Here is a 21337-nt window from a genome sequence, read left to right on the forward strand (position 1 = left end):
CGCGGTCATGCGTCTGAGCACGGTGATCCTCCCCATCCACCGATGGGCCGAAGGGCAGAAGATCTGGCGGCGGGCCGAAGACCTCGGTTTCCATGCCGCGTACACGTACGACCACCTGTCGTGGCGGTCGTTCCGGGACGGGCCGTGGTTCGGCGCCATGCCCACGCTCACAGCCGCAGCGTCGGTCACACAGAGGATGCGATTGGGTACCCTCGTGACCTCGCCGAACTTCCGGCACCCGGTGACCCTCGCCAAGGAGCTGATCTCCCTGGACGACATCTCCGGCGGCCGGATCACCCTCGGCATCGGCGCGGGCGGCACCGGCTTCGACGCCACCGCGCTGGGCCAGGAGCCCTGGACGCCGCGGGAGCGGGCCGACCGGTTCGCCGAGTTCGTGCCGCTGCTCGACCGGCTGCTGACGGAGGGCTCGGTGTCGTACGAGGGCGACCACTACTCGGCGCACGAGGCGCGCAACATCCCGGGCTGTGTGCAGCGCCCCCGGCTGCCCTTCGCGGTGGCCGCGACCGGACCGCGCGGGCTGAAGCTGGTCGCCCGGCACGGGCAGGCATGGGTGACCACGGGCGACCCCACGCTGTACGAGAACGGCACCCCCGAGCAGTCGGTGGAAGCCCTGCGCGGGCAGGCCGGGAAGCTGGCCGACGCCTGCGCCGCCCTCGGCCGCGACGTGTCCGGGATAGAGAAGGTGCTGCTCACCGGGTTCACCCCGGACCGTGGCCGTCCGCTGACGTCCCTCGACGCGTTCGTGGACTTCGCCGGGCGCCACCAGGAGCTGGGCTTCACCGAGCTGGTGATCCACTGGCCGATCCCGGACTCCGACTTCGCCGCCGACGAGAAGGTCTTCGAGCGGATCGCGCTGGAGGCTCCGGCGCAACTGCGGTGAGCGGCGCAGGCCCCTCTGCTGCCGTGGGGAACGACCGTGCGCCCCTCACATGTGCGAATGCCCGCACGATCGTGCGGGCATATGCGGGACAATGACGGGGTGACCTCAGCGACTCGACAGCCCGAAGCCCAGGCATCCGCCGTACCGCCACGGCTGATCGCGACCGACCTCGACGGCACCCTGCTCCGCGACGACCACTCGGTGTCCCCCCGGACGGTCGCCGCGCTGGCCGCCGCCGAGGAGGCGGGCATCGAGGTCTTCTTCGTCACCGGCCGCCCGGCCCGCTGGATGGACGTCGTCAGCGACCACGTCCACGGCCACGGCCTCGCCATCTGCGGCAACGGCGCCGCCGTCGTCGACCTGCACGGCGGTCCCGGCGCCCACCGGTTCGTGAAGGTGCGCGAGCTGGCGCGGGAGAACGCGCTGGAGTCCGTACGACTGCTGCGGGACGCGGCGCCGGGCACGGTGTTCGCGGTCGAGCAGACGTACGGCTTCCACCAGGAGCCGGACTATCCCAAGATGCACCTGGAGGTCCCGGACACCCTGGAACCGGCCGAACGGCTGCTGGCGCCGGACGCCGCCCACGCCGACGAACCGGTGCTGAAGATCCTCGCCTTCCACGCCGAGCTGGACCCCGACGCGTTCCTCACCCTCGCCCGGCTCGCCATCGGGGGCCGCGCCAACGTCACCCGGTCCAGCCCCAGCGCCCTGCTGGAGATCAGCGGGCCCGAGGTCTCCAAGGCCAGCACCCTCGCGCTGTGCTGCGCCGAGCGCGGCATCTCGCACGAGGAGGTCGTCGCCTTCGGCGACATGCCGAACGACGTCGAGATGCTGACCTGGGCCGGGCAGTCCTACGCCATGGGCAACGCCCACCCGGACGTGATCGCGGCGGCGTCCGGACGTACGGTCGCCAACAACGACGACGGGGTGGCCGTGGTGATCGAACGGATGCTGGCGCAGCGGGCGTAGCCGCACCGGTCGCTACAGCCGCACCCCCCGCGCCGCCAGCCACGCCACCGGATCCACGCCCGAGCCCAGTTGCGGGGTGACCCGCACCTCGAAGTGCAGGTGCGGGCCGGTGGAGTTGCCGGTCGAGCCGGACTGGCCGATCCACTGCCCCGTGCGCACCCGCTCCCCCTGGTCGACGGCGGCCGAGGCGAGGTGGGCGTACTGCGTGTAGTAGCCGCCCGGGTGCTGGACGACGATCTGCATACCGAAGGCGCCCCCGCACGCCACCTTCACCACCCTGCCGTCGCCGACCGCCCGCACCGGCGTGCCGATCGGCACCGCGAAGTCCTGCCCGGTGTGCCGGTGCGCCCAGCGCGCCCCGCCGCTGCCGAACCCGGCGGACATCTCGTACGCCTCCACCGGCGCGACCCACGCGCCCGTGAACCCCGTCTCCGGCTGGTCGAGGCGGACGGCGCCCCGGCAGGCGCCCGCCGCGGCTGACAGGTCGGCCTGCCCCTGCAACCGCGTCCGGGCCTCCTCCAGTTTCCGCTGGATGGAGTTCTTCAGCGCGGCGAGTTCGGCGTTGCGCCGCTCCAGCCGCTCCCACTCCGCCCTGGCCCGCGCCTCGTCGGCGGCGAGCCGGGCCTCCGCGCGACGGCTCCTGTCGATCTCGCGGCGCACCGCGAGATCGGCCTGCCGCACGATGTGCTGACCGCGCATCAGTTCCTCGGGGCTGTCCGACAGCAGCATCCGCGCCTCGACCGGCAGTCCCCCGCCCGTGCGGTACTGGGCGCGGGCGAATCGGCCCAGGTCCTCGTGCAGGGCCGCGATATCGCGCCGCTGCCCGTCCAGCAGCCCTTCGAGCCGCCGGGCCCGCTCCCGCTGGGCCCCGGCCTCGCGCCGGCCCGCCTCGTACTGCTGGGTCGCCACCGCGGCGTCCTCGTACAGCCGGGCCACCTCGGCGCTGATGCCGGAGCCGGTGACGCCGTCCCCGCCGTCGAGGGCGCCGGAGGGCCGGGACACGAACACGACGAGCGCGCACAACAGCACCGGAACGAGCAGCGGACGGCGGCGAGGTGAGCGCATATCAGCGATCGTGGCCCCACGGAGTGCCCCGAGTCCTGTTCACGTCGTACGCCCGGGGGACAGCCGGGCACGGATGGACCAGTCGTACGACCAGACGCCAGGGGTGAGTTGACGGCCGTGACGGCTGTCTGGTGGGGCACCGCCGGTGGCCGTTGTCTGGTGGGGCACCGCCGGTGGCCGTGCGTCAGCCGACGGCCACCAGCAGGTCCGCCTCCGCCTCCCGCGCCGCCATCTCCCGCAGGGGACCCTCGACGGCGGCCAGCTCCGCGTACCCGCCGCGCTGCACGACCCGTCCCCCCTCCAGCACGATCACCTCGTCCACGGCCTCCAGACCGGCCAGCCGGTGGGTGATGAGCAGCGTCGTACGGCCCTCGGTGGCCGCCAGCAGGTCCGCGGTCAGCGCGTCGGCGGTCGGCAGGTCGAGGTGCTCCGCGGGCTCGTCGAGGACGAGGACGGGGAAGTCGGCCAGCAGCGCCCGCGCCAGCGCCAGCCGCTGCCGCTGCCCCCCGGACAGCCGCGCCCCGTGCTCACCGACGAGCGTGTCCAGGCCGTCCGGCAGCCCGTCGGCCCACTCCAGCAGCCGCGCCCGCGCCAGCGCCTCGCGCAGCTGCGCCTCGGTCGCGTCCTTCCTCGCCAGCAACAGGTTCTCCCGCACCGAGCTGTCGAAGAGGTGCGCGTCCTGCGCGCACAGCCCGACCAGCCGCCGTACGTCGTCACCGTCGAGGGCGTGGGCGTCCACCCCGCCCAGCGTGTACGAACCCGCGCGGGCGTCCAGGAACCGCAGCAGCACCTGCGCCAGCGTCGACTTGCCGGACCCGGACGGCCCGACCACCGCGACGCGGCGCCCTTCCTCCAGCCGCAGTCCGGCCCCGGCGAGCGCGTCCCGGTCCTGTCCGGCGTGCCGGGCGGCCAGGTCCCTGACGACCAGCGGGAACGGCGACTGCGGCGCCTGCCGCGGCTGCTCCGGTTCCCGTACCGGCTCGGGCGCGTCCAGCACCTCGTACACACGCTCGGCGCTCTTGCGCACCCGCTGCCGGAACTGCGCCGCGAGCGGCATCCCGAGGACGGCCTCGAAGGCGGCCAGCGGGGTGAGCACCACAACGGCCATCGCGACGCCGCCCAGCCGTCCGTCCGCGACCGCCTGGGCGCCGACCAGCGCGGCGCCGACGACGGTCAGTCCGCAGACCAGCGCGGTGAGACCGTCGCCGAGCGCGGTGGCCGTCGCCGTGCGGGAGGTGATCCGGGTCAGCCTGCCGTCGGCCTGCCGCATCTCGGCGGTACGGGCGGGCAGCGCCCCGGCGACGGTCAGTTCGGCGGTGCCGGTGAGCAAGTCGGTCACCCGGGTCGCCAGCGCCCCGCGGGCGGGCGCCAACCGGCGTTCGGCGCGCCGCGCCACGGCACCGGTGAGCAGCGGCACACCGGCACCGGCGGCCAGCAGCCCCACCGCCAGCACCGCACCGGCCTCCGGCAGCAGCCACGCCGTGAACCCCACGGACGCGGCCGACACCAGCGCCGCGGCCCCGGCGGGCAGCAGCCAGCGCAGCCAGTAGTCCTGGAGGGCGTCCACGTCCGCGACGAGCCGGGAGAGCAGGTCGCCGCGGTGGGTCCGGCGCAGTCCGGCGGGCGCCAGCCGCTCCAGCCGCCGGTAGACGGCCACCCGGGTGTCGGCGAGCATCCGCAGCACGGCGTCGTGCGACACCAGCCGCTCGGTGTACCGGAACACGGCCCGGCCGATACCGAAGGCGCGCGTCGCGGTCACCGCCATCATCAGGTACAGCACGGGCGGCTGCTCCGACGCCCGGGAGATCAGATAGCCCGAGGTCGCCATCAGCCCGACGGCGCTGCCCAGCGCGAGGCTGCCGAGCAGCAGCGCGAGGGTGAGCCGCCCGTGCCGGGCGCGGGACATGGCGCGGACCCGGGCGAGCACGCCGCCGGTGGGCCGGGTCTCCGTGGCGCCCTCGGCCGGGTCGCCGGTCGGTGCCGTCTCGATCGGGTGAGCCTCCGGCGCCGTCTCCCGGACCGCGGGGGCGAGGGCCGACGCCTCGGGCGCCGCGGTCTCCGTCAGCCGGACCACCCGGTCCGCCACCTCAAGGAGCGCGGGCCGGTGGACGACCAGCAGGACGGTCCGTCCGGCCGCGAGCCGCCGTACCGCCGCCACGACCTCCGCCTCGGCAGCCCCGTCCAGCGCGGCGGTCGGCTCGTCGAGCAGCAGCACGGGCCGGTCGGCGAGGAACGCGCGCGCCAGCGCCAGCCGCTGCCGCTGCCCGGCGGACAGCCCGGCGCCGTCCTCACCGAGCACGGTCCCGGCGCCCCGCGGCAGCGCGTCCACGAACTCCAGCGCCCCGGCGTCCGCGAGGGCCTGCCGTACGGCGTCGTCGTCCGCGTCGGGACGGGCCAGCCGTACGTTCTCGGCGATCGTCCCGGCGTAGAGGTGCGGGCGCTGCGGCACCCAGGCGACCCGGGACCGCCACTGCTCCAGGTCGAGGTCGGCGAGGTCGGCGCCGCCGACGCGCACCCGTCCGCCGGTGGGCGGGACGAAGCCCAGCAGGACGTGCAGCAGCGTCGACTTTCCCACGCCGCTGGGGCCGACGAGCGCCACGGTCTCGCCGGGTGCCACGGTGAACGACGCCTCGGAGACCGCGTCGGCGGCACGGTCGGGGTAGCGGACGGTCAGTTCCTCGAAGGCGATTGCCCCGTCCGGGACCGGGTGGCGGCCCGACTCGGGCACCGGGGTCTCCAGGACGGAGAAGATCTCCCCGGCGGCAGCCAGTCCCTCCGCCGCCGCGTGGTACTGCGCGCCGACCTGCCGCAGCGGCAGATACGCCTCGGGCGCCAGGATGAGCACGACCAGACCGACGTAGAGGTCCATGTCGCCGTGGACGAGCCGCATCCCGATGGTCACGGCGACCAGGGCGACGGAGAGGGTGGCGAGGAGTTCCAGGGCGAAGGACGACAGGAAGGCGATGCGCAGGGTCCGCATCGTCGCCTGTCGGTACGCACCGGTGATCCGCTTGACCGACTCGGCCTGGGCCTTCGCCCGGCCGAACACCTTCAGCGTCGGCAGCCCCGCGACGACGTCCAGGAAGTGCCCGGACAGCCGTGACAGCAACTGCCACTGCCGGTCCATCCGGGACTGGGTGGCCCAGCCGATCAGCATCATGAAGACGGGGATCAGCGGCAGGGTGACCACGATGATCGCGGCGGAGACCCAGTCCTCGGTCACGATCCGCGCCAGCACCGCCACGGGCACCACGACCGCGAGTCCCAGCTGCGGCAGATAGCGCGAGAAGTAGTCGTCGAGCGCGTCGACGCCCCGGGTGGCGAGGGCCACCAGCGATCCGGTCCGCTGCCCGCTCAGCCAGCCCGGCCCCAGCCGCACGGCCCGCTCCAGCAGGCGTCCCCGCAGCTCGGACTTGACCGCCGCGCTCGCCCGGTGCGCGGCGAGTTCGGTGAGCCAGGCCACCAGCGCCCGGCCACCGGCGACCGCGACCAGGAGCAGCAGGGGAGTACGGAGTTCGGCGACGGACATCCCCTGCTGGAACGCGCCGACCACCGTCTCGGCGATGAGCATCGCCTGCGCGATGACCAACACCGCCCCCACCCCGCCCAGGCCGACCACGGCGATGAGGAACCGCCGGGTGGCATGGGCGTGGCGCAGCAGGCGCGGATCGATTGGTTTCACGTGAAACACACCTCAGTGGGCGACTTCGGACGCGCTGTGCTGTGCGTCGGGTGCGATGTGCTGGGTGCCGATCCGCTTGCGGAACACCCAGTAGGTCCACGACTGGTAGAGCAGCACCACCGGGGTGGCGAGGCCCGCGCACCAGGTCATGATCTTCAGGGTGTAGGGGCTCGATGAGGCGTTGGTGACGGTGAGGCTCCAGTCCGCGTTCAGCGAGGACGGCATCACGTTCGGGAAGAGCGTGAGGAAGAGCATCGCGACGGCGGCCACGATGGTCAGCCCCGAGAGCGTGAACGCCCAGCCCTCCCGCCCGGCCCGGGTCGCCGCCAGCGAGGCCACCAGGGCCACCACGGCCACGGCCAGTGCCGCCAGCGAGGCGGCGTCGCCGTTGTCGATCTGGGTCCAGCCGAGGAAGACCAGCGCCAGGACGGCGGTCACCAGGCCGACCTGGAGGGCCAGCGTGCGGGCCCGCTCCCGGATGTCACCGACGGTCTTCAGACCGACGAACACGGTCCCGTGGAAGGTGAACAGCGCCAGCGTGACCAGGCCGCCGAGCAGGGCGTACGGGTTGAGCAGGTCCCAGAAGTCACCCACGTACTCCAACTCCTGGTCGATCTTGACCCCGCGCACGATGTTGCCGAAGGCGACGCCCCACAGGAACGCGGGGACGAGCGAGGTCCAGAAGATCGCGGTCTCCCAGTTGCGCTGCCAGTTCTCCTCGGGCCGCTTGACCCGGTACTCGAAGGCGACGCCCCGGACGATCAGACAGACCAGGATGATCAGCAGCGGCAGGTAGAAGCCGGAGAAGAGGGTGGCGTACCACTCGGGAAAGGCGGCGAAGGTGGCGCCACCGGCGGTGAGCAGCCAGACCTCGTTGCCGTCCCAGACGGGGCCGATGGTGTTGATCAGCACCCGCTTCTCGGCCCGGTCACGGGCGAGCAGCCGGGTGAGGACGCCGACTCCGAAGTCGAACCCCTCCAGGAAGAAGTAGCCGGTCCACAGGACGGCGATCAGGACGAACCAGACGTCGTGCAGTTCCATGACTGTGCAGCTCCCTCGGCCTAGTACGAGAAGGCCATCGGCTTGTCGGCGTCACGGGCGTCGCCGCCGATCTTCGTGGGCGGGTTGAGGTCGGCCTCCGTCAGCTCGGGCGGCCCGACCTTGACGTACTTCACCAGCAGCTTGACCTCGATCACGGCGAGGATCGCGTAGAGCGCGGTGAAGACGATCATCGAGGTGAGGACCTCGCCCTGGGAGACACCGGGGGAGACCGCGTCGCGGGTCTGGAACAGTCCGTAGACGACCCAGGGCTGACGGCCCATCTCGGTGAAGATCCAGCCCCAGGAGTTGGCGATCAACGGGAAGGCCATCGTCCACACGGCCAGCAGCCAGTAGAGGCGGGTGAGCCGGGAGCCGAGGGGCTTCTTCAGCAGGACCAGATGCGGCACCTCGTCGTCGCCGGTCCGCTGGGCGGCTGGCAGCAGGAACTTCTTCCTGGTGAGCCAGAGCCCCAGCATCCCGAGGGTCAGCGACGCCATGCCGAAGCCGATCATCCAGCGGAAGCCCCAGTAGGCGACGGGGACGATGGGCTTGTAGTCGCCGGGGCCGAACTGCTCCCGCAGGGCCTCGTTGGTGTCGTTGATGCCGGGGACGTAGGTGTCGAAGTCGTTGTGTGCCAGGAAGGACAGCAGGCCGGGTATCTCCAGGGCCACCTTGTTGTGCCCCTTGTCGACGTCGCCGTAGGCGAAGACCGAGAAGGGCGCCGGGCCCTCGCCGTCCCACAGCGCCTCAGCGGCGGCCATCTTCATCGGCTGCTGCTCGTACATGATCTTGCCCAGGTGGTCGCCGCTGACCGCGGTGAGCAGACCGCCGAGGGTCAGGGTGACCAGGCCGAGCCGGAGCGAGGTCCGCATCACCGGTATGTGCTTCTTGCGCAGCAGGTGGAAGGCGGCGATACCCACCATGAAGGCGCCTCCGGTGAGGAAGGCCGCCGAGAGGGTGTGCCAGACCTGGGCGATGGCGGTGTTCTGGGTCAGGACCAGCCAGAAGTCGGTGAGTTCCGCGCGGCCCTTCTCCTCGTTGAACCGGAAGCCGACCGGGTGCTGCATCCAGGAGTTGGCCGCCAGGATGAAGTACGCCGAGAGCACGGTGCCGATGGAGACCATCCACATACAGGCCGCGTGGATCTTCTTGGGCAGCTTGTCCCAGCCGAAGATCCACAGACCGATGAAGGTCGACTCGAAGAAGAAGGCGAGCAGCGCCTCGAACGCGAGGGGAGCGCCGAAGACATCACCGACGAAGCGCGAGTAGGCGGACCAGTTCATGCCGAACTGGAATTCCTGCACGATGCCGGTGACGACACCCATCGCGATGTTGATCAGGAAGAGCTTTCCCCAGAACTTGGTCGCCTGGAGGTACTTCTCCTTGCCCGTGCGCACCCAGGCGGTCTCCAGTCCTGCCGTGAGGGCGGCGAGGGAGATCGTCAGCGGAACGAACAGGAAGTGGTAGACGGTGGTGATGCCGAACTGCCAACGCGCCAGTGTCTCCGGCGCCAATGCCAATTCCACGTCGTCATTCTCCTTACCTCGCCGTGGACACCGCGGCGACTTGCCCCGTTTGTCACGCACATCGTGGGGGCAATCGGGACACGCTTGTGAACGCGTTCACATTCACAAGCAATTATGACGCATGGCCGTTCGAGGTCGGAGGGGCGGGGGGTACCCAAGGAGACCCGACGGTCCCCGCAAGGTCTGGACTGTCCGGCCCATGACATGAAGAGGGGGCTCGCCCGACGACCGAACGCCGTCGCGCGAGCCCCGATCCCGAGGGACTCCCAGCGGGAGCCTGCGGGAGCCCTACAGCTCCCTACAGCTCCCTACAGCTCCCTGCGGAACCCTTCCGTCGCCTTCAGGAAGATGTCGTTCCCTTCGGCCTCCCCGACCGTCACCCGCACACCCTCACCCGGGAACGGCCGCACGACCACGCCCGCCTGCTCACACGCCGCCGCGAACTCCGCCGTACGCTCCCCCAGCCGCAGCCACACGAAGTTGGCCTGCGTCTCCGGCACGGTCCAGCCCTGTGCGCGCAGCCCCTCGACCACCCGGTTGCGTTCGCACACCAGTGAGCCGACGCGGCCGAGCAGCTCGTCCTCGGCCCGCAGCGAGGCGACCGCCGCGTCCTGCGCCAGCTGGCTCACCCCGAACGGCACCGCCGTCTTACGCAGCGCCGCCGCGACCGGCTCATGGGCGATCGCGAAGCCGACCCGCAGCCCGGCCAGGCCGTACGCCTTGGAGAACGTCCGCAGCACACAGACGTTGGGCCGGTCCCGGTACAGCTCGACACCGTCCGGCACCTCGGGGTCGCGGATGAACTCGCGGTACGCCTCGTCCAGCACCACCAGCACATCACCGGGCACCCGGTCCAGGAAACGTTCCAGCTCGGCCCGCCGTACGACCGTGCCCGTGGGATTGTTCGGGTTGCAGACGAAAACCAGCCGGGTGCGGTCGGTGATCGCGTCCGCCATCGCGTCCAGGTCGTGCACGTCGCCCGGCGTCAGCGGCACCCGTACCGAGGTGGCCCCGCTGATCTGCGTGATGATCGGGTACGCCTCGAAGGAGCGCCAGGCGTAGACCACCTCGTCGCCGGGGCCCGCGGTCGCCTGGATCAGCTGCTGGGCGACGCCGACCGAACCGGTGCCGGTGGACACATGGGAGACGGGCACGCCGAACCGCTCGGACAGCTCGTTCATCAGCGTCGTACAGGCCATGTCCGGGTAGCGGTTGAAGGAGGCCGCCGCCGCCGTCACGCTCTCCATCACGCCGGGCAGCGGCGGATAGGGGTTCTCGTTGGAGGACAGCTTGTACGCCACCGGACCACCGGCCGCGGCGGGCTTGCCCGGCTTGTAGGTGGGGATCCCCTCCAGCTCCGCGCGCAGCTTGGGGCTCGTCTCGCTCACCGCAGTCCTCCTCGCGACCACCGGCGGCGCCTCGCCACCACCGGCTTCCAATACTCCTCACCTTATGAGGATTCGGCCCCGCTGCGAACAGGTGGGAAGCGGCCTCCCCCGTCCCACGGGGCTCTCCGGGGGCGAGGTCCGTATGAAGCCGTATGAAGGCGTACGAACCGGGGGGCGCGCCTCACATATATCTATGCGCCGGTGGCTCACGCCGTAGCGCGCATCACCCGTGAAGGTGAGTTGAGACCTCTTCGAGACATCGATCCCTTGGCAGGCGGGTGCGCGCCGACACGTCACCTCCTGTTCCGGAACGGACCGACTCCCTCGCTTTCCAAGGGAATTGACAGGGGATGACCATGCAGAAACGTGCCTGTCAACGGGTGCATATGCGTCCGCACTACCCCACCTCATGAGCCCTACTATCGGCTCGCCATGACAGCAGCAGGGAAGCACCAGGTGAGCCGCGCGGAAACCTCACGTCGAGGCAGTCGGCCGGGTCGGGCAGGCATCAGGGACGTCGCCGCCGCCGCCGGAGTCTCCATCACAACCGTCTCCGATGCCCTCAACGGCAAGGGCAGGCTCCCGGACGCCACCCGCCGCCACGTCCGCGAGGTCGCCGACCGGCTGGGCTACCGCCCCTCGGCCGCCGCCCGCACACTCCGTACCGGGAAATCCGGTCTGATCGGCCTGACCGTGACGACCTACGGGGATGAACCTTTCACCTTCACCGAGTTCGCGTACTTCGCCGAGATGGCCCGCGCCGCCACCTCCGCCGCGCTCGCCCGCGGCTACGCCCTCGTCATCCTCCCGGCGACCTCCCGCCACGACGTGTGGTCGAACGTCGCCCTGGACGGCACGGTCGTGATCGACCCCTCCGACCAGGATCCGGTCGTCAGCGAACTGGTCCGACAGGGTTTACCCGTCGTCTCCGACGGCCGCCCGGCCGGGGCGCTCCCGGTCACCGCCTGGGTCGACAACGACCACGAGGCCGCCGTACTCGGCATCCTCGACCATCTGGCCGACGCGGGCGCCCGCCGTATCGGCCTGCTGACCGGCACCACCACCGACACCTACACCCACCTGTCCACCACGGCCTACCTGCGCTGGTGCGAGCGCGTCGGCCAGGACCCGGTGTACGAGGCCTATCCCGCCCACGACCCGTGCGCGGGCGCCGTCGCCGCCGACCGACTGCTCGCCCGCCCGGACCGGCCCGACGCCGTCTACGGCCTGTTCGACCCCAACGGCACCGACCTGCTCGCCGCCGCGCGACGTTACGGCCTGCGAGTACCGGACGACCTGCTTCTGGTCTGTTGCAGCGAGTCCACCGTCTACGCCAACACCGAGCCGCCCATCACCACGCTCTCCCTGAAGCCCCGCCGCATCGGCACGGCCGTGGTGCAGCTCCTCATCGACGCCATCGAGGGCCTGGAATCGGACCACCCGGTGGAGCAGGTGATACCGACCGAACTGATCGTCCGCACGTCGTCCCAACGCCGACCGTCCCGTACGACGGTCAGCCCGCCGCGGTCGCCCGAGGAGGGGGAGTAGCGGGAGGACGGCGTGCGGCACGGGGGCGGGGGAACGGGGAGGCGTCAGGGCACCCGGGGGAAGGGGCGACGCAGCGACCGGAGCCGTCCGAGGGTCCGGTCGGGTGGGGACACAAGCGTCACGTCCACACCGTGCGTCACCCTGAGCCCTGACGCCCCTCCCTCCTCCGGGTGGCTCGCGACCGGCCGCCCACCCGGCCAAAGTCCCGGCCAATCGGGGCGAAAGCCGCGAGGAACCGGAGTCCTGCTCCGATTCACTACCCCTGGGTCATCACATGGCACGATCCGCATTCCTATGATGGGCCCACGACACCGCGGGCCGCTGCGACCAGGCAGTCCGAAGCGGTGCAGCTGCGGCGCGATGGTGGAGGGGTCGATGACTCAGGGGGCCGGTCAGGGACCCGAGGTGGAGCGGACGGCGACGCTGCGCGACTTCCGGGTGCCCGCGTACGTCCACCAGACCGGCCCGTATCCCCAGGGCGCCGGTGAGAGCGCCGCCGGGCCCGTCACCGAGCCGGTGAACTACCCCGACGAGTACACCCCCACCCAACGCGACCTGCCCGTCATCAACCGGGGTGACACGCTCCAGGTGACCGTCGACCCCGCCGCCGCCCCCTCCCCCGCCGCACAGCCCGGCGCCGGGCCCGGCCCGCTGTACGTCGTCGGTGACGTACACGGCTATCTCGACGAGCTGCTGGCCGCCCTGCGGGAGAAGGGCCTGGTCGACGCCGCCGGACAGTGGTGCGCGGGCACCGCCCGGCTCTGGTTCCTCGGCGACTTCACCGACCGCGGTCCGGACGGCATCGGCGTCATCGACCTGGTCATGCGGCTGTCCGCCGAGGCCGCCGCGGCGGGCGGCTACTGCAAGGCCCTGATGGGCAACCACGAACTGCTCCTCCTCGGCGCCAAGCGCTTCGGTGACACCCCGGTCAACTCCGGCGCCGGCACCGCCACCTTCCAGGCCGCCTGGCTGCTCAACGGCGGACAGAAGACCGACATGGACCGCCTCCAGGACCACCACCTCCAGTGGATGGCCCGCCTCGACGCGGTCGAGGAGGTCGACGGCCATCTGCTCGTCCACTCCGACACCACCGCCTATCTCGACTACGGCCGCTCCATCGAGGACGTCAACGACACCGTCCGCGAGACCCTCACCCGCAATGACGCGGACGAGGTCTGGGACCTCTTCCGCAAGTTCACCAAGCGGTTCTCCTTCCGCGACGAGGGTGGCGCCGACGCCGTGCGCTCCCTGCTCGATACGTACGGCGGCACCCGGATCGTTCACGGCCACAGCCCCATCCCCTATCTGCTGGGCGAGGTCGGCTCCGAGGAGGGCGAGGACAGCGGCGGCCCCGTGGTCGAGGGACCGCACGTCTACGCCGACGGCCTCGCCATCGCCATGGACGGCGGGGTGACCATGGCCGGAAAGCTCCTGGTCCAGGAACTTCCCCTGGCTACCTGACCGTCCGGCGGGCCGGTGCCCCTCCCTCGGAGGAGGGTCGATGAGCACGCGGGCCGGGACGGGCGAGGGCCCAATTTCTGCAAACCCCCTGTCACCGCGCACCATCACCGCTCTACCATCGGCGTATCCGTAGCAGGCTCCCCTCCGTTTCTGCCCGACGGCTCGTCAGCGTGCGAGCCCCAAGCCCTACGGAGCATCGGGGGATGCACATGAACAGCGTTCCGCAGCACCTGCTGAGTGAGGACCGCCAGGACTACGAGCGGATCCTCGATGAGGCGCTGCGCTCCGCACCACACCGCCCGGAACTGGCCGCGGTGGGACAGCGGCTCAATCCCGAACAACTACGCACCATGGCACTGGGCGCCTCCGCCCTCATCACGGCGGCGGCGGCAACCGAGTACCAGCACTATGTGAAGGTCCGCGAGGAACTGCGCCAACCGGCGTCGTCAGCCCCGCCGTCCGTGCGTGAGTCCGGCTCCGCGGAGCCGGGTCACGGCACGCTGGGGCTCGCCGCCACCATGGGAGAGGTCGCCGAGACGGCCGGAGCGGGGGCCGTGGCCGTCATAGCGGTCCTGGCTCCCGTGCTGGCCGGAACCGCCGCGGCGATCTTCCTGCTCGTCGGGTACGTGTTGAAGGTACTCAACCCTGACCTGGAGATCGCCCAGTCAATGATCACCACCGGCTGGGTGTTCGGTGCCGTGGCCGCGATCGCGATCCTGGTCGCCGGGGTGGGGCTGCTCATCACGGCCCTGCACAACAGGCCCGCCCGGGAGGCCGGACCGTACGCGGAACTGAGCGAGGAGGTCCGCGAGGCCAGGGAAGCCTGGCACGAGGCCCTGCTCGAACGCGGCATCGTCCCCTTCCTACGGGACGCCCTCACCGGGCCCGACTCGATGGTGCGGCGCACCACCCCGTCGGGCCCGGCCGGTCGGATGCCCCACCTGGGCTACGACCGACCCGGATTCAGCAGCCCCAGCGACGGCCGGGGCGCCCGCCCCAGCTACACCAGCCCGGACTACACCAGCCCGGACTTCGGCGGCCCGGACCACAAACCGGAGTAGCACCGGACCGAGCCGGCGACCGGAGCGGCCCATGGCTTGCGCTCCCACCCACGGGAGCGCAAGCCACTGGGGGCGTTGCGAAAGTCCCGTCGTCCGCCCGCGGGGCGGGCCGAACGGCGTCATGAGGGTCCCCTGCTCAAGCGGAGCCGACAGCTTGGGAGAGCGTGCTCCCGGCGTGCCGGGCGGAAGCCCTCGTCCTGGTGGTACGCGGGCTTCCGCCCGGTGCGGCGAGTGGGGGTCCCCCTGCTCGAAGAGCGTGGGGGAATGCCAGGCGCCCGGCGGCACGCGGGACTCCCGCCACACACCTAGCTGACCGGCAGCGCGCTGACCGGCCGTCTCAGGGACGCACCGCGCTGCCGTCAGTCCGCGATGGGCAGGTACACCCTGTTCCCGCTGGCCGCGAACTCCTTCGACTTGTCGGCCATACCCTGCTCGATCTCCCGCTGTGTGCCGCCGTGCTCACGGCGGATGTCCTGGGAGATCTTTATCAAGAAGACCGTGGACGGTGGCTGCAACAAGACGTACAAGCGCGGCGACAAGACAGACAAGGCCATCGAGGAACTGGTGATCGCGAAGCTGGAGCGCGATGCCGCGACGAAGGCCCAGGCGGTACCGGACTGGGACAAGGCCGAGGCCCTGGAGCGGGCCCTCCAAAGTCGCCGCGAACTCGAACGGCGTTGGCACGATGACGCAGACACGGACATCGACGATGAGGCGTTCTTCCGCAACCTTCCTGTCCTCGAACGGCGCATCAAGGAACTGCGCGCCGATCAGCGGGCGCATGAAGCGCTGAGGGCGGAAGCCGAGGAAGCGCAGGAAGATGTCAGAAAGTCGTGGGGGTCGAAGACCCTCACGCAGAAGCGCGAGGCGATGAAGAAGGTGTTGAGCGCTGTGATCGCCGTGCCGGGTGGCAAAGGCAACAAGACGTTCGACCCCGACCTACTCAAGCCCGTGTGGCGGACTTCCGAATGAGCTGAAGTCCCAGGATCTCCCCCAGGCTCCGGAGCTGACCGTCGGAGAGTGGGGGAGATAGGCGTAACTGGCGGTCGATCCATGCACGAAGCATGGCCTCTTCAGACTGTGTGGCGTCTGTCTTCCTCGCGGGGGTGCTCAGTCCGCATCACAGACCCCATGATCCGTACTGGCCCCTACCATCTGACTCGCTTTCAGTCTCAGTCGGCGGCTCCGTAGCTAGACCCAGCTCCTACTCACACGGTCCTTCACGCTAGGACATACTCAACTCCCTGACAGCCAGGGCAGAGCTGTGGGAGCCTTACGCCATGTCATGGCAGATGGCTTTGGAGTACATACGCACACTCATCTGGCCAATCGTTGTGCTAACTCTCGGATTTACCTTTAGAAGGCAACTAGCATCGCTGTTCGGGCGCGTTGAGTCCGTCGAGACGCCGCTGGGAACAATAGCTTTCGAGAAGCAAGCCGATGCAGTCGCTCAGGAGGCCGCCGAAATCGAAAGCGAGATGGCGAATGAACTGGCGGCAGCTCAAACACTTCCTGAGGAAAAGGACACCGAGAGGAATCCAACCGAAGAGCCGACAGAGAAGCTAAAAGCGGCGCGACCCGCGTCGTCTAGCAGCGGCTTTGCCGAAATCTTTGAGCTCGCAGAGACGGAGACGACTGCTGCGGTACTAGCTGCATGGAGGGAGGTAGAAAGGGCCCTGAAGGGGGCCGTCGCAGAACGCGGGAATAGACAGGTCTCTCCACAGACGTTGTACAATAAAGGCTTACTCACATACGAGCTTTCTCGATCTGTCGAAGACCTGCGAAACCTGCGAAATAGAGTTGTCCACGAAGGCGATATCTTGCTCACAAGAAGCGGCGCACGATCGTACATCACCGCTGCGGAGCGCATCGTGGAGGCACTGACACTGTCGCAAGATCCAAGGTTTCAAGCGCTTCAATATGAGCGTTCCGTAACGGAAGCATTGGAGCGAGCAGGGCTACTGCACGTACATCCAGGATATCGCGACGACGAATTTGACGCTTACGGACAGACAGCGAGCGGAACTGTAGTTGCGGTTGATGTACGTTTCCGTCGGCGAGGGGTGTTGAAAATTCGCGACATCGAGGAAGTGGTTTCCAAACTTCCTTCCATGGCTTCCAACGTCCTTATAGTTACAAACGCTCCACTCTCCACAGAAGTACGCGACTTCAACCGCACTTACGAGGATCGTCCCCGCTGCGAAGTAGTCCAATGGCAAAGCGATGAGGATACTCCCTTGCTGACCCGGTCCATTGGGCGTCTGGCTGGGTGAGGCTGTCAGTGCCACATGCAGGGACTGTCAGGCCGTTCATGGGTCCTCCAGGGTTTGCCCTACAACGGCGTCAGCGCTCCGACAGGATGCAAGGGTCCCCAACCCTGCCAGAGCGCACCCAGTCACGTCGCCGAGCGCTAGGTCTTCCGCCCATGCCTAATCGGTAAAACCTTCCATTGCTCCGCGCACGTGAGTATGGGGACCAAGCGCCCACAGCTCGACAAGATCGCGAGGAACGATCTGGGTCTACTGGACGTGTAAGGAGACACCTGGCCAACTCTGGCCGCCCCCATCACTCTTGGCCTCCCCCCTGAGAAGGCCGAGAGCCAGTCCATGGAAGATTGCATGACGGAGAGATCCTCAACCCTGCTCGCGGAGATCGAGCGAGACCCTCTCTGTCAGCCTCGGGTGAGACGTCCCGCTTCGCCGGGTTAGCCTGAGAGGGCACGACAGGAGAACCACCCCCTCATGACCAGCACCACCCCCGCCGGACCCGACCCGGCTGCCCGGCCGAAGCGCCGCACCTTCAGTCCCGAGTACAAGCTGCGGATCGTGGCCGAGTACGACGCCGCGCCCAAGAACGAGAAGGGCGCGGTCCTGCGCCGCGAGCGCCTGTACCACTCGCACGTCAAGGAATGGCGGGCCGCGCGGGATGCCGGGGCCCTGGAGAAGCTGGTCGACCGGCGGACCAGCCCGGCGAGGCCGAAGAAGGCGGCTGCCGAGGCGGAGAACGAGCAGCTGCGCCGTCAGGTGGAACGGCTTCAGAAGGAACTGGCCCGGAACAAGGCCGCGCTGGAAGTCATGGGAAAAGCTTCCGCGCTCTTGGAAATGATCTCCGAGGGCGCGGACTGAACGCTGCCGCCGAACCGGTGGTCGACGACGCGTTCACCGGCGTCGAGGGCGAGCTCGGTGTCACGGCGGCCTGCCGACTGACCGGCCGCTCCCGGGCCACCCACTACCGCCGGATGCGGCCCCCGCCCCAGCGAAAGCCCAGGAAACCGCAGGTCCAGCCCTCGGCCCTCACACCCGAGGAGCGGGCGGCGGTCCTGGAGCTGATGAACTCGGGCGAGTACGCCGAGCTGCCGCCCGCGCAGATCTGGGCCCGTGAGCTGGATGCCGGGCGCTACCACTGCTCCGTCTCCACGATGTACCGGATCCTGCGCGAGAAGGGGCAGGCCGGTGAACGCCGCCGCCAGGCCACCCACCCGGCGAAGACGGTGCCCGAGCTGGTCGCCACCGCACCCTCGCAGGTGTTCACCTGGGACATCACCAAGGCGGCCGGACCGGCCAAGGGCGTCTGGTATCACGCCTACGTCATCATCGACATCTTCAGCCGCTACGTCGTGGGCCACACCGTCGAGGCCGCCGAATCAGCTGCACGGGCCGAGGAGTTGATCCGCGAGACCATCGCCCGCAACGGCATCGTGCCCCAGACCGTGCACGCCGACCGCGGCACCTCGATGACCTCGAAGAAGGTCTCGCAGCTGCTGATCGACCTCGGCGTCACACGGTCGCACTCGCGGCCGAAGACCTCCCACGACAACCCCTACAGCGAGGCCCACTTCAAGACCACGAAGTACATGTCCGACTACCCCGGACGGTTCGACTCGCTGGCCCATGCCCGCGAGTGGTTCGAGGCGTTCATCGCGTACTACAACCACGAGCACCGGCATTCGGGCATCGGCTGGCACACGCCCGCCAGCGTCCACTTCGGCACCGCCGAGGAGGTCCGCGACCAGCGTGCCGTCACCCTCGCCGAGGCATACGCCCGCCACCCCGAACGCTTCGGCCGCCGCCCCCGACCACCCCGGATACCCCAGCAGGCATGGATCAACGACCCGGCCAAGCGCAGGGAACCCGCGCCACAAACCTCATAGCTTCACAACCGTCTCACTGGACTTGAAATCTTCCGAGACGCCCTCGATGACAAGATCCCTCTGGCCAGCACGCTGCGGAAGTGCATCGTCCTGGGCGGCAAGGCCAACTCGGTTGCAGGGGCATTGCATGAACTGGTTTTGTGACGTCCGTACTTGATGTGCCGTCATGCCCGATGTCGTCCGGACCGCCCCGGAACGCAGTACAGGCACGGTGCCGGTGATCATGTGAGTGTCTACGTCCCATGAACACCGAGCGAGCCCGTGCCTGCCCCGACATCTTCTCCCATGCCCTCCGCGCTGGAACACCTGGCCCACGCCGAGGCGCCTGTTCCCCTGTGCGACGCCGTTGACCTGCATCGATTTCTGGCCGGGGTGCCCGATCCCCGCGATGCACGTGGACGGCGTTACCCGCTGGCCGCGCTGCTGAGTGCCGCGGCCGCGAGTGTCCTGGCCGGTGCCCGCTCGCTGATCGCGATCGGGGAATGGCTCGCCGACGTGCCCGCGTGGGCCCTGCGCGCTCTGGGCTTCCCGCCCGATGCGCTCACCGGGACGGTTCCCGTACCGCATCCGGGAACCGTCCGCCGCCTGCTGGCCCGCATCGACGCCGACCTCCTGGACGCCGCCGTCGGCGCGTTCCTCGACGCGCGCCGCACCGCGCCGACTCCCACCGGCGTCGGACCCGGGCCCGACCTGCGGCCGATCGCCGTGGACGGCAAGGTCCCGCGCGGCTCCCGCACCGCCGAGACGCCGGCCGTGACCCTGCTCGCGGCCATGGCCCAAAGCGGAGAAGTCCTGGCCCAGCGGCAGGTCACCGACAAGAGCAACGAGATCCCCGCGTTCGCCCCGCTGCTGGACAGCCTGGACCTGACCGGCACCCTGATCACTGCCGACGCCCTGCACACCCAGCACGACCACGGCACCTACCTGCGCGAACGCGGCGCCCACTACATCGCCATCGTGAAGAAGAACCACCCCGGCCTCCACCACCAGCTGCGCCGGCTGCCCTGGGCCGAAATCGCGCTCGACCACAAGGACCGCACCCGGGCCCACCACCGTCTCGAAATCCGGCGCCTGAAGACCGCCGCGTTCGCCCATCTCGACTACCCCCACGCCGTCCAGGCCCTCCAAGTCGTGCGCTGGCGACGCGACCTGGCCGACGGCAAGCTCACCATCGAGCGGCTCTACCTGGTCACCAGCCTGCCGCCCGGCGCCGCGAGCGGCGCCGAACTCGCCGCCTTCATCCGCGGCCACTGGCTCATCGAGAACCGGCTGCACCACGTCCGCGACCGCACCTTCGGCGAGGACGACTCCAAAGTCCGCACCAACCACCTGCCCCGCACCATGGCCAGCCTGCGCAACCTCGCCATCGGGCTGCACCGCCAGGACGGCGCGACTAACATCGCCGCGGCCCTCCGCCGAGCCGCCCGCGACAGCCGCCGCCCCTTGATCGCGCTCGGCCTCACCTGACGAAACCGGACAAGATCACTTCACGCAATGCCCCTGAACTCGGTTGAGCTTCGACAATGGGCCACTCGCGAGGTGCGAGGGTATAGCCATGATGATGAGCTGCCGGACTACCGAACGGTTGGTGCTCCGCTGCACATCGATGCCGTTGCAGGCTACAACCAGATCACGGGTCAGCAGATCAGTCCCTGGAGCCTTCCGGAAACCATTCGTGACGACGTACGCGAGGTGTACGACATCAGGGCAGGCGTGGGCGAGATCGAAGCCATGATCGATGCTGCCGAGGGGACTCACGTTCACCTGAGCCTGCCCATGGCCATGGACGTCGCGGCGATGATGAACCGAGCGAACGGAGACCCCTACCAGCAGATCACTCGCATCTACTGGTCCATTTCTACTACGTCTCTGCACGCCATCCTGGATCAGGTACGTACCACGCTGACCGAGTTCGTGGGTGAACTTCGCGCAGCCATGCCCGACGAGCAGGAGGAACCCACTCCAGAGCAAGTAGGGCAAGCAGTAACTGTTGCCCTACACGATTCACCCAACGCCACAGTCCATCTGAATACCGCCCAGAGCCAGGGCAGGGGCAGGAGCAGTGCTCAACCTCTGCCCTCGGCCGGTGATGAGGAGGAAGAGTCCTTCTGGGTTCGCAACAAGAAGGCCGCCTTCATCACAGGGGCTGTGACCGTGGCAGCCGGTCTTGCCACAGTTGCAAGGCTTTTTTGGGGCTAGGAGTTGTCTTCAAATGTCACGCCCACATCAGGAGCGAGGCGAGGGTGACGGCTGCCTGGTAGGACTCGGCGGTCTTGTCGTAGCGGGTTGCGATGCCGCGCCACTGCTTGAGGCGGTTGAAACACCGCTCCACCACGTTGCGGCGCTTGTAGAGCTGCTTGTCGAAGGCTGGCGGGCGTCCGCCCCGGCTGCCGCGCCGGAGCCGGTTGCGGACCTGGTCGGACCGCTCGGGGATGGTGTGGCTGATACCCCGCCGTCGCAGCCAGGTGCGGATGGCTTTGGAGCTGTAGCCCTTGTCGCCCAGGACGTGGGCGGGTCTGATGCGGGGCCGTCCTGGGCCGATGCG

The 21337-nt window shown here is 69.5% G+C and carries 17 protein-coding genes and 1 pseudogene; 11 read left to right on the forward strand and 7 right to left on the reverse strand.

Going from position 1 to position 21337, the window contains the following annotated elements; translation table 11 throughout:
* Nucleotides 1-7 precede the first annotated feature (7 nt).
* Together ABZ659_RS19080 and ABZ659_RS19085 are read left to right on the forward strand one after the other, a co-directional pair.
* Nucleotides 8-901: an LLM class flavin-dependent oxidoreductase gene (locus ABZ659_RS19080; protein WP_360220949.1), complete on the forward strand. Its 894-nt coding sequence runs from the start codon at nt 8-10 to the stop codon at nt 899-901.
* An 81-nt stretch (nt 902-982) separates the two neighbouring features.
* Nucleotides 983-1870, forward strand: coding sequence for a Cof-type HAD-IIB family hydrolase (locus ABZ659_RS19085; protein ID WP_360220952.1), 888 nt, complete (start codon nt 983-985; stop codon nt 1868-1870).
* 12 nt (nt 1871-1882) lie between these two features.
* Here the strand turns inward: ABZ659_RS19085 and ABZ659_RS19090 are convergent, their stop codons facing one another.
* The 5 genes from ABZ659_RS19090 to hisC all read right to left on the reverse strand — a co-directional run bounded on the left by ABZ659_RS19090 (nt 1883) and on the right by hisC (nt 10572).
* Nucleotides 1883-2935 (reverse strand): M23 family metallopeptidase, encoded by a 1053-nt coding sequence (locus ABZ659_RS19090; RefSeq protein WP_360220955.1) that lies wholly within the window; start codon nt 2933-2935, stop codon nt 1883-1885.
* A 184-nt stretch (nt 2936-3119) separates the two neighbouring features.
* Nucleotides 3120-6617, reverse strand: a complete 3498-nt coding sequence (gene cydD, locus ABZ659_RS19095; RefSeq protein ID WP_360220958.1) for a thiol reductant ABC exporter subunit CydD — start codon at nt 6615-6617, stop codon at nt 3120-3122.
* 12 nt (nt 6618-6629) lie between these two features.
* The gene (gene cydB / locus ABZ659_RS19100) at nt 6630-7658 is read right to left on the reverse strand and encodes a cytochrome d ubiquinol oxidase subunit II (RefSeq protein ID WP_360220960.1); all 1029 of its coding nucleotides are present in this window, start codon (nt 7656-7658) and stop codon (nt 6630-6632) included.
* Between the two features lie 20 nt (nt 7659-7678).
* Nucleotides 7679-9184 carry a cytochrome ubiquinol oxidase subunit I gene (locus tag ABZ659_RS19105; protein ID WP_360220962.1) on the reverse strand — a complete coding sequence of 502 codons (1506 nt, stop codon included), beginning with the start codon at nt 9182-9184 and terminating at the stop codon, nt 7679-7681.
* Between the two features lie 308 nt (nt 9185-9492).
* Nucleotides 9493-10572 (reverse strand): histidinol-phosphate transaminase, encoded by a 1080-nt coding sequence (gene hisC, locus ABZ659_RS19110; RefSeq protein ID WP_360220965.1) that lies wholly within the window; start codon nt 10570-10572, stop codon nt 9493-9495.
* Nucleotides 10573-11004: 432 nt separating this feature from the next.
* On the opposite strand from hisC, the gene ABZ659_RS19115 reads away from it, so the two are divergent.
* The 3 genes from ABZ659_RS19115 (at nt 11005) to ABZ659_RS19125 (ending at nt 14642) form a co-directional block, all read left to right on the forward strand.
* Entirely contained in the window at nt 11005-12120 is a 1116-nt protein-coding gene (locus tag ABZ659_RS19115; RefSeq protein ID WP_360220968.1) for a LacI family DNA-binding transcriptional regulator, read from the forward strand.
* Nucleotides 12121-12480: 360 nt separating this feature from the next.
* Entirely contained in the window at nt 12481-13581 is a 1101-nt protein-coding gene (locus tag ABZ659_RS19120; protein ID WP_360220971.1) for a metallophosphoesterase, read from the forward strand.
* A 203-nt stretch (nt 13582-13784) separates the two neighbouring features.
* Nucleotides 13785-14642: a hypothetical protein gene (locus ABZ659_RS19125; protein WP_360220974.1), complete on the forward strand. Its 858-nt coding sequence runs from the start codon at nt 13785-13787 to the stop codon at nt 14640-14642.
* Between the two features lie 359 nt (nt 14643-15001).
* Here ABZ659_RS19125 and ABZ659_RS19130 read toward each other — a convergent pair.
* Nucleotides 15002-15130: pseudogene (locus ABZ659_RS19130) on the reverse strand (thiamine biosynthesis protein ThiC); the annotation flags it as partial.
* Nucleotides 15131-15140: 10 nt separating this feature from the next.
* Here ABZ659_RS19130 and ABZ659_RS19135 point away from each other — a divergent pair.
* The 6 genes from ABZ659_RS19135 (at nt 15141) to ABZ659_RS19160 (ending at nt 20991) form a co-directional block, all read left to right on the forward strand.
* Nucleotides 15141-15614: a hypothetical protein gene (locus ABZ659_RS19135; protein WP_360220977.1), complete on the forward strand. Its 474-nt coding sequence runs from the start codon at nt 15141-15143 to the stop codon at nt 15612-15614.
* A gap of 308 nt (nt 15615-15922) precedes the next feature.
* Entirely contained in the window at nt 15923-16915 is a 993-nt protein-coding gene (locus tag ABZ659_RS19140; protein ID WP_360220980.1) for a hypothetical protein, read from the forward strand.
* Nucleotides 16916-17383: 468 nt separating this feature from the next.
* Nucleotides 17384-17767 (forward strand): hypothetical protein, encoded by a 384-nt coding sequence (locus ABZ659_RS19145; protein ID WP_360220983.1) that lies wholly within the window; start codon nt 17384-17386, stop codon nt 17765-17767.
* 17 nt (nt 17768-17784) lie between these two features.
* A complete protein-coding gene (locus tag ABZ659_RS19150) occupies nt 17785-18792 on the forward strand; it encodes an IS3 family transposase (protein WP_360220986.1) in 1008 nt (335 codons plus the stop codon).
* 285 nt (nt 18793-19077) lie between these two features.
* The gene (locus ABZ659_RS19155; RefSeq protein WP_360220989.1) at nt 19078-20259 is read left to right on the forward strand and encodes an ISAs1 family transposase; all 1182 of its coding nucleotides are present in this window, start codon (nt 19078-19080) and stop codon (nt 20257-20259) included.
* A 27-nt stretch (nt 20260-20286) separates the two neighbouring features.
* Entirely contained in the window at nt 20287-20991 is a 705-nt protein-coding gene (locus tag ABZ659_RS19160) for a hypothetical protein (protein ID WP_360220992.1), read from the forward strand.
* Nucleotides 20992-21007: 16 nt separating this feature from the next.
* Here ABZ659_RS19160 and ABZ659_RS19165 read toward each other — a convergent pair.
* On the reverse strand, nt 21008-21337 hold a 330-nt coding region (locus tag ABZ659_RS19165), incomplete at its 5' end, for a transposase (protein WP_360220995.1).

The sequence above is a fragment of the Streptomyces sp. NPDC006997 genome (genome assembly GCF_040635175.1).
Classification (GTDB): domain Bacteria; phylum Actinomycetota; class Actinomycetes; order Streptomycetales; family Streptomycetaceae; genus Streptomyces.

Coding starts and splice junctions, on each gene's coding strand:
- ABZ659_RS19080 (WP_360220949.1), top strand. CDS start 8: ATGCGTCTGAGCACGGTGATCCTCCCCATCCACCGATGGGCCGAAGGG.
- ABZ659_RS19085 (WP_360220952.1), top strand. CDS start 983: ATGCGGGACAATGACGGGGTGACCTCAGCGACTCGACAGCCCGAAGCC.
- ABZ659_RS19090 (WP_360220955.1), bottom strand. CDS start 2,935: ATGCGCTCACCTCGCCGCCGTCCGCTGCTCGTTCCGGTGCTGTTGTGC.
- cydB (WP_360220960.1), bottom strand. CDS start 7,658: ATGGAACTGCACGACGTCTGGTTCGTCCTGATCGCCGTCCTGTGGACC.
- ABZ659_RS19115 (WP_360220968.1), top strand. CDS start 11,005: ATGACAGCAGCAGGGAAGCACCAGGTGAGCCGCGCGGAAACCTCACGT.
- ABZ659_RS19120 (WP_360220971.1), top strand. CDS start 12,481: ATGGTGGAGGGGTCGATGACTCAGGGGGCCGGTCAGGGACCCGAGGTG.
- ABZ659_RS19125 (WP_360220974.1), top strand. CDS start 13,785: ATGCACATGAACAGCGTTCCGCAGCACCTGCTGAGTGAGGACCGCCAG.
- ABZ659_RS19140 (WP_360220980.1), top strand. CDS start 15,923: ATGTCATGGCAGATGGCTTTGGAGTACATACGCACACTCATCTGGCCA.
- ABZ659_RS19145 (WP_360220983.1), top strand. CDS start 17,384: ATGACCAGCACCACCCCCGCCGGACCCGACCCGGCTGCCCGGCCGAAG.
- ABZ659_RS19155 (WP_360220989.1), top strand. CDS start 19,078: ATGCCCTCCGCGCTGGAACACCTGGCCCACGCCGAGGCGCCTGTTCCC.
- ABZ659_RS19160 (WP_360220992.1), top strand. CDS start 20,287: ATGCCCCTGAACTCGGTTGAGCTTCGACAATGGGCCACTCGCGAGGTG.